Source organism: Dysosmobacter sp. Marseille-Q4140 (assembly GCA_018228705.1).
In the GTDB taxonomy this organism is placed as follows: domain Bacteria; phylum Bacillota; class Clostridia; order Oscillospirales; family Oscillospiraceae; genus Oscillibacter.
Genome location: CP073694.1, coordinates 1881187 through 1895534, shown reverse-complemented (window position 1 = coordinate 1895534; position 14348 = coordinate 1881187). Strand labels below are relative to the sequence as shown.

At 65.2% G+C, this 14348-nt stretch carries 13 protein-coding genes; 11 read left to right on the top strand and 2 right to left on the bottom strand.

What is annotated here, in order from left to right:
• Window positions 1-45: 45 nt before the first annotated feature.
• Entirely contained in the window at window positions 46-2196 is a 2151-nt protein-coding gene (locus KFE19_09510) for a polyribonucleotide nucleotidyltransferase (GenBank protein ID QUO36669.1), read from the bottom strand.
• A 206-nt stretch (window positions 2197-2402) separates the two neighbouring features.
• Window positions 2403-2669 carry a 30S ribosomal protein S15 gene (rpsO, locus tag KFE19_09505; protein ID QUO36668.1) on the bottom strand — a complete coding sequence of 89 codons (267 nt, stop codon included), beginning with the start codon at window positions 2667-2669 and terminating at the stop codon, window positions 2403-2405.
• 296 nt (window positions 2670-2965) lie between these two features.
• Here rpsO and KFE19_09500 point away from each other — a divergent pair, with 296 nt between their 5' ends.
• The 11 genes from KFE19_09500 to KFE19_09450 all read left to right on the top strand — a co-directional run bounded on the left by KFE19_09500 (window position 2966) and on the right by KFE19_09450 (window position 14312).
• Window positions 2966-3334: a GntR family transcriptional regulator gene (locus KFE19_09500; protein QUO36667.1), complete on the top strand. Its 369-nt coding sequence runs from the start codon at window positions 2966-2968 to the stop codon at window positions 3332-3334.
• Window positions 3331-4227, top strand: coding sequence for an ABC transporter ATP-binding protein (locus tag KFE19_09495; protein ID QUO36666.1), 897 nt, complete (start codon window positions 3331-3333; stop codon window positions 4225-4227). Before KFE19_09500 ends, KFE19_09495 begins: the two co-directional genes overlap by 4 nt.
• Window positions 4202-6097 (top strand): hypothetical protein, encoded by a 1896-nt coding sequence (locus KFE19_09490; GenBank protein ID QUO36665.1) that lies wholly within the window; start codon window positions 4202-4204, stop codon window positions 6095-6097. Before KFE19_09495 ends, KFE19_09490 begins: the two co-directional genes overlap by 26 nt.
• 24 nt (window positions 6098-6121) lie before the next feature.
• Complete coding sequence (locus KFE19_09485) at window positions 6122-6796, top strand: N-acetylmuramoyl-L-alanine amidase (protein ID QUO39585.1); 675 nt, start codon at window positions 6122-6124, stop codon at window positions 6794-6796.
• Window positions 6797-6894: 98 nt separating this feature from the next.
• Complete coding sequence (locus KFE19_09480) at window positions 6895-7065, top strand: hypothetical protein (GenBank protein ID QUO36664.1); 171 nt, start codon at window positions 6895-6897, stop codon at window positions 7063-7065.
• Window positions 7066-7078: 13 nt separating this feature from the next.
• A complete protein-coding gene (locus tag KFE19_09475) occupies window positions 7079-7312 on the top strand; it encodes a hypothetical protein (GenBank protein ID QUO36663.1) in 234 nt (77 codons plus the stop codon).
• A 25-nt stretch (window positions 7313-7337) separates the two neighbouring features.
• Entirely contained in the window at window positions 7338-8621 is a 1284-nt protein-coding gene (locus KFE19_09470) for a hypothetical protein (protein QUO36662.1), read from the top strand.
• Between the two features lie 398 nt (window positions 8622-9019).
• The gene (ileS, locus tag KFE19_09465; protein ID QUO36661.1) at window positions 9020-11833 is read left to right on the top strand and encodes an isoleucine--tRNA ligase; all 2814 of its coding nucleotides are present in this window, start codon (window positions 9020-9022) and stop codon (window positions 11831-11833) included.
• Between the two features lie 332 nt (window positions 11834-12165).
• Entirely contained in the window at window positions 12166-12648 is a 483-nt protein-coding gene (lspA, locus tag KFE19_09460) for a signal peptidase II (protein ID QUO36660.1), read from the top strand.
• Entirely contained in the window at window positions 12641-13558 is a 918-nt protein-coding gene (locus KFE19_09455; GenBank protein ID QUO39584.1) for an RluA family pseudouridine synthase, read from the top strand. Before lspA ends, KFE19_09455 begins: the two co-directional genes overlap by 8 nt.
• Before the next feature lie 52 nt (window positions 13559-13610).
• Window positions 13611-14312 (top strand): HAD family hydrolase, encoded by a 702-nt coding sequence (locus tag KFE19_09450; protein QUO36659.1) that lies wholly within the window; start codon window positions 13611-13613, stop codon window positions 14310-14312.
• The last annotated feature ends 36 nt before the right edge of the window (window positions 14313-14348 follow it).

Sequence of the window (14348 nt, the reverse complement as noted above, 5' to 3'; positions counted from 1 at the left end):
CGCAGCTGCGTCCGGTCCTTTTGCCGGTAAATGGGATGGGGGATCTCACTTGATCCGCTCGCCGGCGGCCTCCTTGGCCCGGATCTCCTTGACGGCGTCCTTGTGAGAGAGGTTCACGCGGCCCTTCTCGTCGATGTCGGTGACTTTGACCCACATCATGTCGCCGATCTTGCAGGCGTCCTCCACCTTCTCGATGCGGTGGTCGGCCAGCTTGGAGATATGCACCAGGCCGTCCTTGCCGGGGGCCAGCTCCACGAAGGCGCCGAAGGTCATCAGGCGCACCACGCGGCCGTAGTACAGCGCGCCCACCTCGGGCACGAACACGATGTCGTCGATGCACTTCTTGGCGGCGTCGCAGGAAGCGGCGTCCACGCCGGCGATGAAGATGGAGCCGTCGTCGTTGATGTCGATCTTGGCGCCGGTGTCGGCCACGATCTTCTGGATGACCTTGCCGCCGGAGCCGATGACCTCCCGGATCTTGGAGGGGTCGATGTGCATGGTCAGCATCTTGGGGGCGTACTTGCTGACCTCCTTGCGGGGCTGGTCGATCACGGGCAGCATGATCTGGTCCAGGATCTGGCAGCGGGCGTCGTAGGTGGTGTCCAGGGCCTCCTTGATGATCTCCATGGTGAGGCCGTCGTTCTTCAGGTCCATCTGGATGGCGGTGATGCCCTTCTTGGTGCCGCCCACCTTGAAGTCCATCTCGCCGTGGAAGTCCTCCACGCCCTGGATGTCGATGAAGGTGGTGAAGGAGCCGTCGTCGTCCTGGATCAATCCGCAGGAGATGCCGGCCACGGGGGCCTTGATGGGCACGCCGGCGTCCATCAGGGCCAGGGTGGAGCCGCAGATGGAGCCCTGGGAGGTGGAGCCGTTGGAGCTGAGGACCTCGCTGACCACGCGGATGGCGTAGGGGAACTCGTCCACGCTGGGGAGAACGGGCAGCAATGCCCGCTCGGCCAGGGCGCCGTGGCCGATCTCACGACGGCCGGGAGAGCGGGCGGGCTTGGCCTCGCCCACGGAGTAGCCGGGGAAGTTGTAGTGGTGCATATAGCGCTTCTCCGTCTCCTCCCAGATGGTGTCCAGCTTCTGGCAGGCGGAGAGGGTGTCCAGGGTGCACACGGAGAGCACCTGGGTCTGGCCGCGGGTGAACAGGCCGGAGCCGTGGGCCCGGGGCAGCACGCCCACCTCGGCGCTGAGGGGACGGATCTCGTTCTTCTGGCGGCCGTCCACGCGGTGGCCCTCCAGCAGCCAGGCCTTGACGATCTTCTTCTGGAACTTGTAGGTGAACTCCTCCAGGTACTTGTCCATGTCGGGGTACTGCTCCAGGTACTTCTCGTGCCACTTCTCGATCATGGCGTTCCAGCGGGCCTCGCGGACGTTCTTGTCGTCGGTGTCCATGGCGGCCTTGGCCTCGTCCATGAAGTTGGCGACGATGTCGTCGAAGAGCTCCTGGTTGAAGTCGGCGTGGGGATAGTCGAACTTGGGCTTGCCCACCTCGCTGACCATGCGGTCGATCAGGGCGATGACCTTCTGGTTCTCCTCGTGGGCGGACTTGATGGCCTCGAACATGACGTCGTTGGGGACCTCGTTGGCGCCGGCCTCGATCATGACCACCTTCTTGCGGGTGGAGACTACGGTCACGTCCAGGTCGCTGACCTTACGCTGCTCGCTGTCGGGGTTAAAGACCAGCTTGCCGTCCACCAGGCCCACCTTCAGCGCGCCCACGGGGCCGTTCCAGGGGATGTCGGAGATGGCGAGAGCCGCAGAGGTGCCGATCAGGGCGGCAATCTCGGGAGAGCAGTCGTGGTCCACGCTCATGACCGTGGCCATGATAGAGACGTCGTTGCGGAAGTCATAGGGGAACAGGGGGCGGATGGGCCGGTCAATGACACGGCTGGTCAGGATGCCCTTCTCGCCGGGGCGGCCCTCCCGGCGGTTGAAGCTGCCGGGGATGCGGCCCACGGAATAGAGCTTCTCCTCAAAGTCCACGCTCAGGGGGAAGAAGTCGATGCCGTCCCGGGGCCGGGGAGCGGCGGTGGCGCACACCAGCACACGGGTGTCGCCGTAGCCCACCATGACGGCGGCGTTGGCCAGCTCCGCCAGCTTGCCGACCTCCATGGTCAGCGGCCGGCCGGCCAGCTCCATTTCATACTTGCGGTAGTTGGGATACTGTCTGTGGGTGATGATGGTTGACATGGCTTGTCTCCTTTTCATTTGGTCTGGAGCCGCGCGCGAAAGCCAACCCATTTAGCACTTGAAACCGCCTCCGGACCGCATTCCGGGGGTGCTTTCAACTGCTAAAGGATTTGTGCGGCTTCCGCACGGGCGGGGCGGATGGTCACGCGGGAAAAAATGTGAAAGAAGGGTGGTGCAGGGACGCCCACACCACCCTATTTCAGCGCTTACTTACGGATGCCCAGCTTGGCGATCAGGGCGCGGTAACGCTCGATGTCCTTCTTCTGCAGGTAGTCCAGCAGACGGCGGCGCTTACCGACCATCTGCAGCAGGCCCCGGTTGGAGTGCTTGTCCTGGGGGTTCTTCTGCATGTGGAGGGTCAGCTGGTTGATCCGCTCGGTCAGAATGGCGATCTGGACCTCGGGAGAACCGGTGTCGCTCTCGTGGGTGCGGTTGGCGCCGATGATGGCAGTCTTCTGTTCTTTGCGCAGCATGGATGGTTTCCACCTTTCATATAATGTTGCCCGCTGGCTGCGTTCAGGGCCGGTGAATCTCCGCCGGACGAAGCCCAGGGGCGAGGCACGATTGCCGTGCCTAACGAAATATATCACAGAAATTCCCGGTTGTAAAGGGAAATCTGCGGGTTTTTCCGGTTGTCCAGGCAAAAAAAACCGGCAAAAAAGCGCTGATACGGAGGTGTTGACAGGGGGAGAGGGGGTGTGTTATATTAACTGTACTAGTACAGTTAATACGGCGGCGGAGACGGCCGCCGCGGAAGGAAGGTGACACGATGATCAGCCTGAACTATCGGGACTCCCGACCCATCTATGAGCAGATCAAGGATGGATTGAGAAAGCTGATCGTCACCGGTGCCCTGCGGACAGATGATAAGCTGCCCTCTGTCCGGGCGCTGGCGCAGCAGTTGTCCATCAATCCCAACACCATCCAGCGGGCCTACAACGAACTGGAGGGAGAGGGATACATTTACTCTGTTCCGGGTAAGGGAAGCTTCGCTGCCGCCGTGGCCGGAGCCGATACCGAGCGCAAGCGGGAGCTGCTGGCCCGGGTGCGGGAGATGCTGTCGGAGCTGCGGTATCTGGGCGTGACCCGGAAGGAGCTGCTGGCGCTGCTGGATGAGAAGGAGGTGGAGCGGGCATGATCGAAGTGAAGGATCTGGTCAAGCGGTTTGAGGGCTTTGCGGCCCTGGACGGGGCCACGCTGTCGGTGCCCGCCGGCTCTGTCTACGGACTGGTGGGGCCCAACGGGGCCGGCAAGTCCACCCTGATCCGGCATCTGACCGGCATCTGCCGCCAGGACGGCGGCACCGTCCGCATGGGCGGGGAGGACGTGTGGGAAAACGCCGGATTGAAAAGCCGCATCGCCTCCATCCCGGACGACTGGTACTATTTCCTCCAGTCCTCCATCCGGGATATGATGCGCTTTTACCGGGGATTTTATCCCCATTTCTCCATGGAGCGGTACGAAAAGCTCAAGGAGGTCTTTCAGATCGACGAGCGGCGGCTGCTGCGCCGCCTGAGCAAGGGCATGCAGAAGCAGGCCGCCTTCTGGCTGGCTCTTTGCTGCATGCCGGAATATCTGATTTTGGATGAGCCGGTGGACGGGCTGGACCCGGTGATGCGGCGGCAGGTGTGGTCGCTGGTGCTGGGGGATGTGGCCCAGCGGGGCACCACGGTGCTGGTCAGCTCTCACAACCTGCGGGAGCTGGAGGATGTGTGCGACCACGTGGGCATCATGGACCACGGCAGGGTGCTGCTGGAGCGGAGCCTGGCCCAGCTCCAGGACAACATGGTGAAGATGCAGGTGGTCTTCCGGGAGGGGGAGGACCAGGTGCCCCCCGGAGTGCCGGTGCTCCATGCCTCCCGGGTGGGCCGCATCCACACCCTCATCATGCGCATGAGCGCGGAGGAGGCCCAGAGATGCCTGGCGCCCTACGATCCGCTGCTGGCGGACGCGGTGCCGCTGACACTGGAGGAGATCTTTATTTACGAGCTGGGAGGTGCGGACTATGCAGTCAAAGACATCGTGCTTTAACGGCGCGCTGCTGCGCAAGAACCTGACCCGGTTCTGGCCGCTGTGGGCGGTCTATGCGGTGGCCTGGCTGCTGGCGGGGCCGGTGGCCCGGTTCGTCAACGCCTTCGGCCGCTACGCCGAGCCGGACCGGATTTTCCGGGCGGCGGAATTGACCCGGGACCTGCTGAGCACCTGGAGCGGTTTCGGCCTTTTCTGCGCCGTTGTGGCCGGCATCCTGTTTGCCATGGCTCTGTTCTCCTATCTGACGGTTCCCAGAGCGGTGGGCCTGTTTCACAGCCTGCCCGTCCGGAGGGAGGGCCTGTTTCTTACCAATTACCTGACCGGACTGCTGGTGGCCGTTGCGGTACAGGTGACCTGCGCTGCGCTGGAGGCGCTGGTGCTTCTGAGCGCCGGGGCCCTGAACGGCACCGCGCTGCTGAGCGCCCTGGCCTGCGGCCTGGGGCAGATGCTGTTTTTCTACTCCTTTGCCGTGCTGTGTGTGACGTTCACCGGGCAGATCCTCATGGCGCCGGTGCTCTACGGCGTGCTCAACGCGCTGGTGATGGGCCTGTGCGGCCTGGTCCAGCAGATGGCCCAGGCGTTCTATTACGGATTCGACTACTCGGCTCCTGCCTGGGCCATATGGCTGACGCCGGTCATAGGACTGAGCGAGAAGCTGTCGGTCGTGGGTACTTACGATGAGGCCCTGGAGCGGACCCTGAACTGGCACCTGGAGGGCCTGGGCACTCTGGCCATCTATGCCGCTGTGGGTGCGGCGCTGGCCCTGGCGGCGCTGGCCGTCTACCGCCGCCGGCCCAGCGAGACCGCCGGGGACACAGTGGCCGTCCGGTGGGCGAAGCCCGTGTTTTTGTGGGGCGTGGCCCTGTGCGCCGCCCTGTCGCTGGGACAGGGCCTGTACTATCTGGTCCTGGACCCCATGCTGGGGAGCTGGAAGGTCTGGTTCCCGGGGATGATGGGCTGTGTGGTGGCCATGGGCCTGCTGGGCTACTGGGGCGCGGCCATGCTGATGCGCAAATCCTTCCGGGTCCTGCGCGCCACCTGGAAGGGAGGCGTGCTGTGCGCCGCGGTAGTGGCGGCACTGTGTCTGTGCGTCCGGGCGGACGTGCTGGGCGTGGAGGGGTATGTTCCGCCGCTCCAGGAGGTGGAGAGCCTCACCTTTGAGATCGACGGACAGAACACCTACTATTACGGTGAGCTGAAGGCGCCGGATGAGATCCAGCGGTTTCTGGACATCCAGACCGCCGTCCTGGCGGAGAAGGAGCATCTGCGCCGCAATGAGAGCGGCAATGGACCGCAGGCTTCCGGAGACAGTGAACTCCGCCTGCTGTGGGGACGGCTGGATCTGCGCTATGAGCTGACGGACGGCACCACTCTCCGCCGCTCTTACGGGCTCAATTATTACGTCTCAGAGCTGGATCAGCCGGACAGCGCCATGGCCCGGCTGGCGGAGCTGGCTGCGGACCCCGTGGTCCAGCGGCCCCAGCTGGAGATTGACTCCCTGCTGCGGTTCACCGGCGGTGATTTCATTCAGGGCAGCCAGGGCGTCAGCCTGAGCGCCGCAGACGCGCAGACCCTCTATGCCGCCATTTTGAAGGATATGGAGGCGGGGCGATTCGGCCGCAACGCCTTCAGGCCGGACCGGTGGGACCAGGAGACCTACACCAACCGCCTGGCGCTCTACTACATCCGCGAACTGGACAAAACAGGCGAGCCCATCACAGACTCCCTGGACCTGGACTTCTCCGTCAACGCTACGGAGCTGCTCTCCGCTCTGGAGGAGCTGGAGCTGACAAAGGAGATTCCCCTGGTGACCTATGCCCAGGAGGACCAGCAGTTCGAGTCCCGGAACTGGACGGAAGCGGTGGGGTGAGCCATGGAGGAGACCGTCTATGAGATGCCCCGGCGCCGCCGGTCTCACCGGCACCGGCGGCGCCGGGCCCGGCGCAAGCGCAGGCCGCTGACGCTGGTGGTGCTGGCTGCGGCGCTGGCCGGTGCCGTCTTGTGGCTGAACCGGGACACGGGGCTGCCGGGAGAGCATGTGGCGCTTCCGTCGTATGTGGAGCAGGATCTGCTGCCCATCAACGAGTGGTCCCGGCCGGGCACGGAGCTGGAAGAGATCCGCGGCGTGGTCATCCACTACGTGGGCAACCCCGGCACCGCCGCCCGGGCCAACCGCAACTACTTCGCGTCCCTGGCCGATGGAACGGAGGGGACCTACGCCTCCAGTCACTTTATCGTGGGCCTGGAGGGGGAGGTGATCCAGTGCGTGCCCCTGACGGAGATCGCCTATGCCTCCAATGAGCGCAACGACGACACGATCGCCATTGAGGTCTGTCACCCTGATGCGGCGGGGCAGTTTTCGGATGTCACCTACTGGCGGACCGTGGAACTGACCGCCTGGCTGTGCCACACCTTTCATCTGGACCCGGAGCGGGACGTGATCCGTCACTACGATGTCACCGGTAAGCGCTGCCCCGTCTACTACGTGGAGCATCCCGAGGCCTGGGAGGATTTCCTGGTGGATGTGGCCGCCGCGGCGGAGAGCCAGGCGGCGGAGGATGCCGCCTGAAAAAAATTTCTTTTGCGTGAAACAAAACCCATTGTTCAATCGTCTTATAAGTATACGCGCCATGGGCGCGTGAGCTTGAAGAAGGGAGCCTTTCGATCATGGAACAGAACACCGGCGTCGTGACATTGTGGCGTATGTGGGTGGATACCCAGCGCCGCATCGTATCCTTCCACGAGGAGGAAGGCTGCCAGCTGCTGGAATTCCGCAGCCGGGAGATGTTCCTCCGGTGCGTGGACCAATACTCCGGCAGACAATACCGCTATCAGTGAGGCGAAACAGACGGTGAGAGCGAAACTGGCGTTTCAGATGACCTTTTTGCTGGTGGGCTTTCTGACGGTCCTGGAGTTCGTGGCCCTGCGGGGCCAGTTCGCCTGGGTGGTGATGGTGGGGGCCACGGTGGCCTTCGGCCTCATCAACATCCTGCTGTTCTGCCGGGACCGGGAGTGGCTGCCGGCCCTCCACTACTTACTGACCACCATTGCCCTGTGCATGGGCTATTTCGTGCTGGCCGCCTGAGAGGCGGCCGGAAGGAGCGATCCCTATGGCACTGCGCAAGCGGGCGTCGGGGCTGATCTGCCTGCTGCTGGTCACAGCGGCGGCGATGCTGCTGGCCGGACGCCCCACCTCCGCCAGGCCCATTCCCCCGGCGCAGGAGGAGCAGGATACCGCCCAGACCCTGGAGGACGATGCCCTCCAGTACGAGGAACCATCCCCGGTGCGGATCATCTCCCTGAAGGAGCTGGAGCCGGTGGATACCGCGGCGAAGAACCGCCTCTGCTGGGGAGCGGAGGGACTGTTTATCCCGGCAGATGCGGCGGAGATGGCGGATATCCTGGCGGAACTGAATTTGGATGACGGCACGTGCATCAGGCTCTACGCCACGGCGGAGGGCCTGGTGTACGGCGCCTTTTTGCGTCCTGAGGGCCAGTGGATCCGCTTCATCCAGCTGTATGACGGCCGGGGGAGGATGCCCGATTACACCCAGGGCGTCACCCTCACAGCCTTCTCCGGTGTGCTGGGGGAGGACGGGTTTTTGCTGCGGACCGGCGATCCTCCCGGCGCGGGGATCTACCGGTATCGCTTCTACTGGTTCGACAGCGCCGGGGAGCTGCGGGTGGTGGAGCCCTGCCTGGACCCGGTATCCCTGGATCTGGACGGCGGCGGGGAGCCGGAGCTGGTCTACGAGGTGGCGGAGTGGTGGAGCGGCCTGACCTTCTTCCACCGGGCGGCGGACGGCAGCGTCTATCAGGTGAGTCCCGGCCAGTATATCGGCGGCGGGAGCGCCGTCCTGGAGGCAATGGAGGCCGAGGGACCCGGCCCGGTCCGGCTGATCTTCCGCTATCGGGAAACGGACGGAGGAGAGTGGAAGTTCTGCGCTGCGACCCTGGAGGACGGGGCGCTGAAGCTGGAGATGGACATTGTCTATGTGCCGGCGCAGATCCAGCCCGCGCCGCTGCCTGCTGATCCGACCGACGGGAGGACCCGCTCCTGCCGTCTTTCGGTGACCGGCCCCGGCGGACAGGGCGTGGAAGATGCCGGCGCGGCGGCGGAGGAGGAATTCTGGGCCATGCTGTGGTCCGGCTCCGGGTCTGGGAGGGAAGGCGCCGTCCTGATCCCCACGGACGCGCCCCTGGACGAGGCCGCGGCCTACACGGTGACCTTCACGCCGGAGACGGGAACGCCCTTGTCCTGGACCCTGGACGGCCAGGGCGTATGCCGCTTCAGCGGCCTGGAGGGCAATTACCGCATGGCCTCCACCGGCTGGGGATCCCTGCCGGAGTGGTGCTGGGACACCATGGCCCTCTATTGCAGGGCTGCCGCATAGGGCGGCGAAGGCGGTTTTTGCAAAAACCGCCTTGACAAACCGGAAAAATGTGATACGATAATCGGGTAAAATGAAACATTTGGCGTGGAAAAGGACGAGTAACCCCTCAGTTTCCGCAAAGAGAGCCGCCGGTTTGGTGCAAGGCGGACGGAAGCGCCGGGCGAAAATCACCTTGGAGCCTCCTGCTGAAAGACGACGCGAGTAAGCGTGGACGCGTGGTGCCCGTTACAGCACCGGCCCGTGACGGCGGGCAGCGAGCGGCCGCGCCCCGCAAGGGGACGGCAACCGAGAGTGGTACCGCAGAGTGTTTGACCAAACGCTTTGTCTCTTGAGAAAGAGGCAAAGCGTTTTTTGTATTTCATCAACAAAACCATTTCAGGATAAAAGGAGACACGGCAATGGACTACAACAAGACCATCAATCTGCCAAAGACCGACTTCCCCATGCGGGCGGGCCTGCCCAAGCGGGAGCCGGAGATGCTCAGGCGCTGGCAGGAGCAGGACGTGTATAACGAACTGCTCAAGAAGAACGAGGGCAAGCCCCGGTTCAACCTCCACGACGGCCCTCCGTTCTCCAACGGCGCCCTCCACATGGGCCACGCCCTGAACAAGGCCATCAAGGACTTCATCACCCGGTCCTACGCCATGCGGGGCTACTACACCCCCTATATCCCCGGCTGGGACAACCACGGCATGCCCATCGAGTCCGCCATCATCAAGCAGAACAAGCTGGACCGCAAGAAGATGTCCGTGCCCGAGTTCCGCTCCGCCTGCCAGGACTTCGCCCGCCACTATATGGGCGTTCAGAGCGAGGGCTTCCAGCGCATGGGCGTCATCGGCGACTGGGAACACCCCTACGCCACCATGGACCCGGGCTTTGAGGCCGAGGAGGTCAAGGTGTTCGGCGAGATGTACAAGAAGGGCTATATCTACAAGGGCCTCAAGCCCGTGTACTGGTGCCCCCATGACGAGACCGCCCTGGCCGAGGCCGAGATCGAGTACCAGGACGACCCCTGCACCACCGTGTACGTGAAGTTCCCCATGCACGACGACCAGGGCAAGCTCTCCGCCTACGACAAGAGCAAGCTCTTCTTCGTGATCTGGACCACCACCATCTGGACGCTGCCGGGCAACCTGGCCATCGCCCTGCACCCCGACGAGTCCTACGCCCTGGTGAAGGCCTCGGGCGGCGAGGTCTATATCATGGCCGAGGCCCTGGTGGAGAAGGTCATGAGCCTGGGCGGCTTTGACAGCTGGGAGGTCGTGGAGACCCACCCCGGCGCCTTCTTCGAGAACATGCTGGCCGACCATCCCTTCCTGCCCAAGACTTCCCGCCTGCTGCTGGCGGACTACGTCACCATGGACTCCGGTACCGGCTGCGTCCACACCGCGCCGGGCTTTGGCGCCGACGACTATGAGACCTGCAAGCGCTACGGCATGGACATGGTGGTGCCCGTGGACGACCAGGGCCGCCACACCGACTACGCCGGCAAGTACGCCGGGCTCAAGACTGAGGAGTCCAACCCCGTCATCCTCCAGGACATGAAGGACAGCGGCATGCTCTTTGCCCAGGAGGAGATCGTCCACAGTTATCCCCACTGCTGGCGCTGCAAGGGCCCCATCATCTTCCGGGCCACGCCCCAGTGGTTCTGCTCCGTGGAGTCCTTCAAGGACGAGGCCTGCGCCGCCTGCGACGACGTGCGCTGGGTGCCCGGCTGGGGCATCGACCGCATGAAGTCCATGGTCCGGGAGCGCACCGACTGGTGCATCTCCCGCCAGCGCAAGTGGGGCCTGCCCATCCCCGTGGTGTACTGCAAGGACTGCGGCAAGCCCATCGTCACCGACGAGACCATCGCCGCCATCTCCGCCCTGTTTGAGAAGGAGGGCTCCAACGCCTGGTTCGCCAAGACCGCCGAGGAGATCCTGCCCGCCGGCTTCACCTGCCCCCACTGCGGCGGCAAGAGCGGCTTCGAGAAGGAGGAGGACACCCTGGACGGCTGGTTCGACTCCGGCTCCACCCACTTCGCCGCCATGAAGCGGGACCAGGGCTGGTGGCCCGCCAACATGTACCTGGAGGGCCTGGATCAGTACCGCGGCTGGTTCCAGTCCGCGCTGCTGACCGCCGTGGGCGCCTTCGGCAAGGGCGCGCCCTTCCAGGAGTGCGTCACCCACGGCTGGACCGTGGACGGCGAGGGCAAGGCCATGCACAAGTCCCTGGGCAACGGCATGGACCCCTATGAGATCATGGACAAGTACGGCGCGGACCTGCTGCGGCTTTGGGCCGCCAGCGCCGACTACCACGCCGACGTCCGCTGCTCCGACGCCATCTTCAAGCAGCTGAGCCAGAACTACCTGAAGTTCCGCAACACCGCCCGGTACTGCCTGGGGAACCTGGACGGCTTCGACCCCGACCAGCTGGTGGCCCCGGAGGAGATGGAGGAGCTGGACCGCTGGGCCGTCACCCGCCTCAACGCCCTGATCGAAAAGTGCGCCAAGGCCTACGACGACTATGAGTTCCTGGTGGTCACCCACGCCGTCAACGACTTCTGCGTGGTGGAGCTCTCCAACTTCTACCTGGACATCATCAAGGACCGGCTGTACTGCGAGGAGGCCGACGGCACCAAGCGCCGCAGCGCCCAGACCGCCCTGTTCCTGATCCTGGACACCATGACCAAGATCATGGCCCCCATCCTGGCCTTCACCTGCGACGAGATCTGGCAGTCCATGACCCACCGGTCCGGCGACGACGGCCGCAACGTGGTGTTCAACGACATGAACCAGCCCTTCCAGGAGTACGACCTGGGGGACCTGGTCTCCTGGGGCACCATGATCCAGCTGCGGGACGGCGTGAACGCTGCCCTGGAGGCTGCCCGGAACGAGAAGAAGATCGGCAAGAGCCTGGAAGCCCATGTCTCCATTGTCACCGGGGAGGAAAAGCCGCCGGTGGACCTGTCCGATCTGCGGGAGCACTTCACCCAGCAGTGGTGGGCGGACTTCTTCATTGTCTCCGGGGTGGACTTCGTCACCGATCCCACCCTCTACAGCCAGGCCGCCGGCACCCCCCTCAACGGCGTACGGGTGGTGGTGAGTCAGGCCAAGGGTGAGAAGTGCGAGCGCTGCTGGATGCACAGCCCCACCGTGGGTGCCGACGCGGACCACCCCACCCTCTGCGCCCGCTGCGCCCAGGTGGTCCGCAAGCTGCCCCAGTTCTGATCGTTCCCGCTCACCGGAAAGGGCCCGGAAGCCGTCGGCTTCCGGGCCTTGTGTTTGCCGGAAAAAAGGAAAGGCTTGCGCGGCGGGGAGGAAGGGTGTGCGCGTGAAACCCGGGAGGGGTGTCCCGCGCCATTTGGATCGCTCGTTTTCAGCCCGCTTCAAGGGGCTGAAAAACGCGGACAGCCTGCCGGAAAGTCCTTCCGGCGGGCTGCCGCCCGGAAGCCGATGGCTTCTGGGCCTTTTTCCGCGGGGCGGTTGCTTTTTGGCGGCGGAGCGTGTAAACTGAGACCCATCCAACGAAACCGGGGCGCCGCCCCGAAAAGGAGTATCGCATGCTGTACGCCCTGTTTTCCATTGCCGCCCTGGGCCTGCTGGCTCTGGACCAGTGGGTCAAGCACTATGTCACCCTCTATATCCCCCTGGGGGACGCCCGGCCCCTGTGGCCGGGGGTGGTGGAGCTTTGCACCGTCCACAACTACGGCGCCGCCTGGTCTAGCTTCTCCGGGATGCGATGGGTGCTGGTGGCCGTCACGAGCGTGATCGTGCTGGCGGTGCTGGCCCTGCTGCTGCGCCGGACCGTGCGCCATCCCCTGGGCCTGGCCGCCTGCTTCCTGGTCATCGCCGGGGGCGTGGGCAACATCCTCGACCGGGTGCGGCTGGGGTACGTGGTGGATATGTTCCACTTCGAGTTCTGGCCCAGCTACCCGGTGTTCAACGTGGCGGACATCTGCATCGTCTGCGGCGCGGCGCTGGGCGTGATCTACTACCTGTGGCTCTATGAAAAGTACGACAAGCGGGAGCGCCGCCATGGATGAGCGGATCCTGACCGCCGCCCCGGAAGACGCCGGCAAGCGGCTGGACGCCTTTTTGGCGGAGACTCTGCCGGAGCTGACCCGCTCCGCCGCCGCACGCCTGTGCCAGGAGGGGCAGGTGACCGCCGGGGGCAAGCCCCTGGCGAAAAACGCCCGTCTCAGCGGGGGAGAGACCATCGCCGTCACCCTGCCGGACCCGGAGCCCATGGAGGCCGTGGCCCAGGACATCCCGCTGGACGTGGTGTACGAGGACGCCGACGTGATCGTGGTCAACAAGCCCAAGGGGCTGGTGGTCCACCCGGCCCCCGGCCACCCGGACGGAACGCTGGTCAACGCCCTGCTCCACCACTGCGGGGACTCCCTCTCCGGCGTGGGCGGAGCGCTGCGGCCCGGCATCGTCCACCGGATCGACCGGGACACCTCCGGCCTCATCATCGCCGCCAAGAACGACTTCGCCCACCAAAAGCTCTCCGCCCAGCTCCAGGACCACACCCTTGCCCGGATCTACCGCTGCATCGTGGCGGGGAAACTCCGGGAGGATACGGGCACCGTGGACGCCCCCATCGGCCGCTGCCCCACGGACCGGAAGAAGATGGCCGTAGTGGCAAACGGCCGCAGCGCCGTGACCCACTGGACCGTGCTGGAGCGGTTTCAGGGCTTCACTTATGTGGAGTGCCGCCTGGAGACCGGCCGCACCCACCAGATCCGGGTCCACATGGCGAGCATCGGCCACCCCATTCTGGGCGACACGGTGTACGGCGCCAAAAAGGCCGTCCCCGGCCTCCAGGGCCAGTGCCTCCACGCCGTGGGCCTGCGGTTCCTCCACCCCCGGACCGGGGAGGCGGTGGAGCTCTGGTGCGACCTGCCGGAGGAATTTCAGGCCCAGCTGCGAAAGCTGGAAAAACGGACGTAAGATCCGGGGCGCAGCCCCGACATTGGAATGACCGACGAAAGGGGAGCAGACCATGCTGGACGCCATTTTGTGGGACTACGACGGCACCATCGCCGATACGCCGGTGAAGAACCTGGCGGTGACCAAGGCGGTGCTCTTCCGGCTGGACCCGGCCCTGCTGGACCCCGTGCCGCAGGCCCTGCGGAGCCTCGCCGCCTATCGGGAGGCCAACTACCGCTGGAACAACTGGCGGGAGCTGTACGTCCGGGCCTTCGGCGTCCCGCCGGAGCGGCTGGACGAGGCCGGGCGGCTGTGGGGCCCCTGCCAGCTGGCGGACGAGACCCTGCCGCCTCTCTTCGAAGGCCTGCCGGAGGCCCTGGCGCAGCTGGGGTCCGTGCCTATGGGCATCTGCTCCCAGAACGACCCGGACAACATCCGCGCCGCCCTGGCCGCCCACGGAGTGGGGGACCGGTTCGCCGCCGTGGTGGGCCACGCCGACGTACCCTTTGATTGCCAGAAGCCCCACCCCGCCGCCTTCCTGGCCTGCCTGGACCGCCTGGGCATCCGCTCCGGGCGCTTTGCCCACATCGGGGACCACGCCGCCGACGTGGTATTCGGCCGCCGCGCCCAGGCCGCGCTGGAGGCACAGGGGCGCCGGGCGTCCGTGTTCTGCGTCACCGCCGCCTGGGGCGGCGTCGTCGCCCCGGAGGAGACCGGCGCCGACGCCGTGGCCCGCACCCCGGCGGAGCTGGCGGAACTGCTCCTGCGCCGATAGAAAAAACGAGCCGCCCCGCGAGGGGCGGCCTGTTTT

What these genes read in the sequence shown, in the direction of transcription:
- KFE19_09485 (QUO39585.1), top strand. Translation starts at nt 6,122, where the DNA reads ATGCCCCGGCGCCGCCGGTCTCACCGGCACCGGCGGCGCCGGGCCCGG.
- KFE19_09500 (QUO36667.1), top strand. Translation starts at nt 2,966, where the DNA reads ATGATCAGCCTGAACTATCGGGACTCCCGACCCATCTATGAGCAGATC.
- KFE19_09455 (QUO39584.1), top strand. Translation starts at nt 12,641, where the DNA reads ATGGATGAGCGGATCCTGACCGCCGCCCCGGAAGACGCCGGCAAGCGG.
- KFE19_09490 (QUO36665.1), top strand. Translation starts at nt 4,202, where the DNA reads ATGCAGTCAAAGACATCGTGCTTTAACGGCGCGCTGCTGCGCAAGAAC.
- KFE19_09470 (QUO36662.1), top strand. Translation starts at nt 7,338, where the DNA reads ATGGCACTGCGCAAGCGGGCGTCGGGGCTGATCTGCCTGCTGCTGGTC.
- lspA (QUO36660.1), top strand. Translation starts at nt 12,166, where the DNA reads ATGCTGTACGCCCTGTTTTCCATTGCCGCCCTGGGCCTGCTGGCTCTG.
- KFE19_09510 (QUO36669.1), bottom strand. Translation starts at nt 2,196, where the DNA reads ATGTCAACCATCATCACCCACAGACAGTATCCCAACTACCGCAAGTAT.
- KFE19_09480 (QUO36664.1), top strand. Translation starts at nt 6,895, where the DNA reads ATGGAACAGAACACCGGCGTCGTGACATTGTGGCGTATGTGGGTGGAT.
- KFE19_09495 (QUO36666.1), top strand. Translation starts at nt 3,331, where the DNA reads ATGATCGAAGTGAAGGATCTGGTCAAGCGGTTTGAGGGCTTTGCGGCC.
- rpsO (QUO36668.1), bottom strand. Translation starts at nt 2,669, where the DNA reads ATGCTGCGCAAAGAACAGAAGACTGCCATCATCGGCGCCAACCGCACC.
- KFE19_09450 (QUO36659.1), top strand. Translation starts at nt 13,611, where the DNA reads ATGCTGGACGCCATTTTGTGGGACTACGACGGCACCATCGCCGATACG.
- ileS (QUO36661.1), top strand. Translation starts at nt 9,020, where the DNA reads ATGGACTACAACAAGACCATCAATCTGCCAAAGACCGACTTCCCCATG.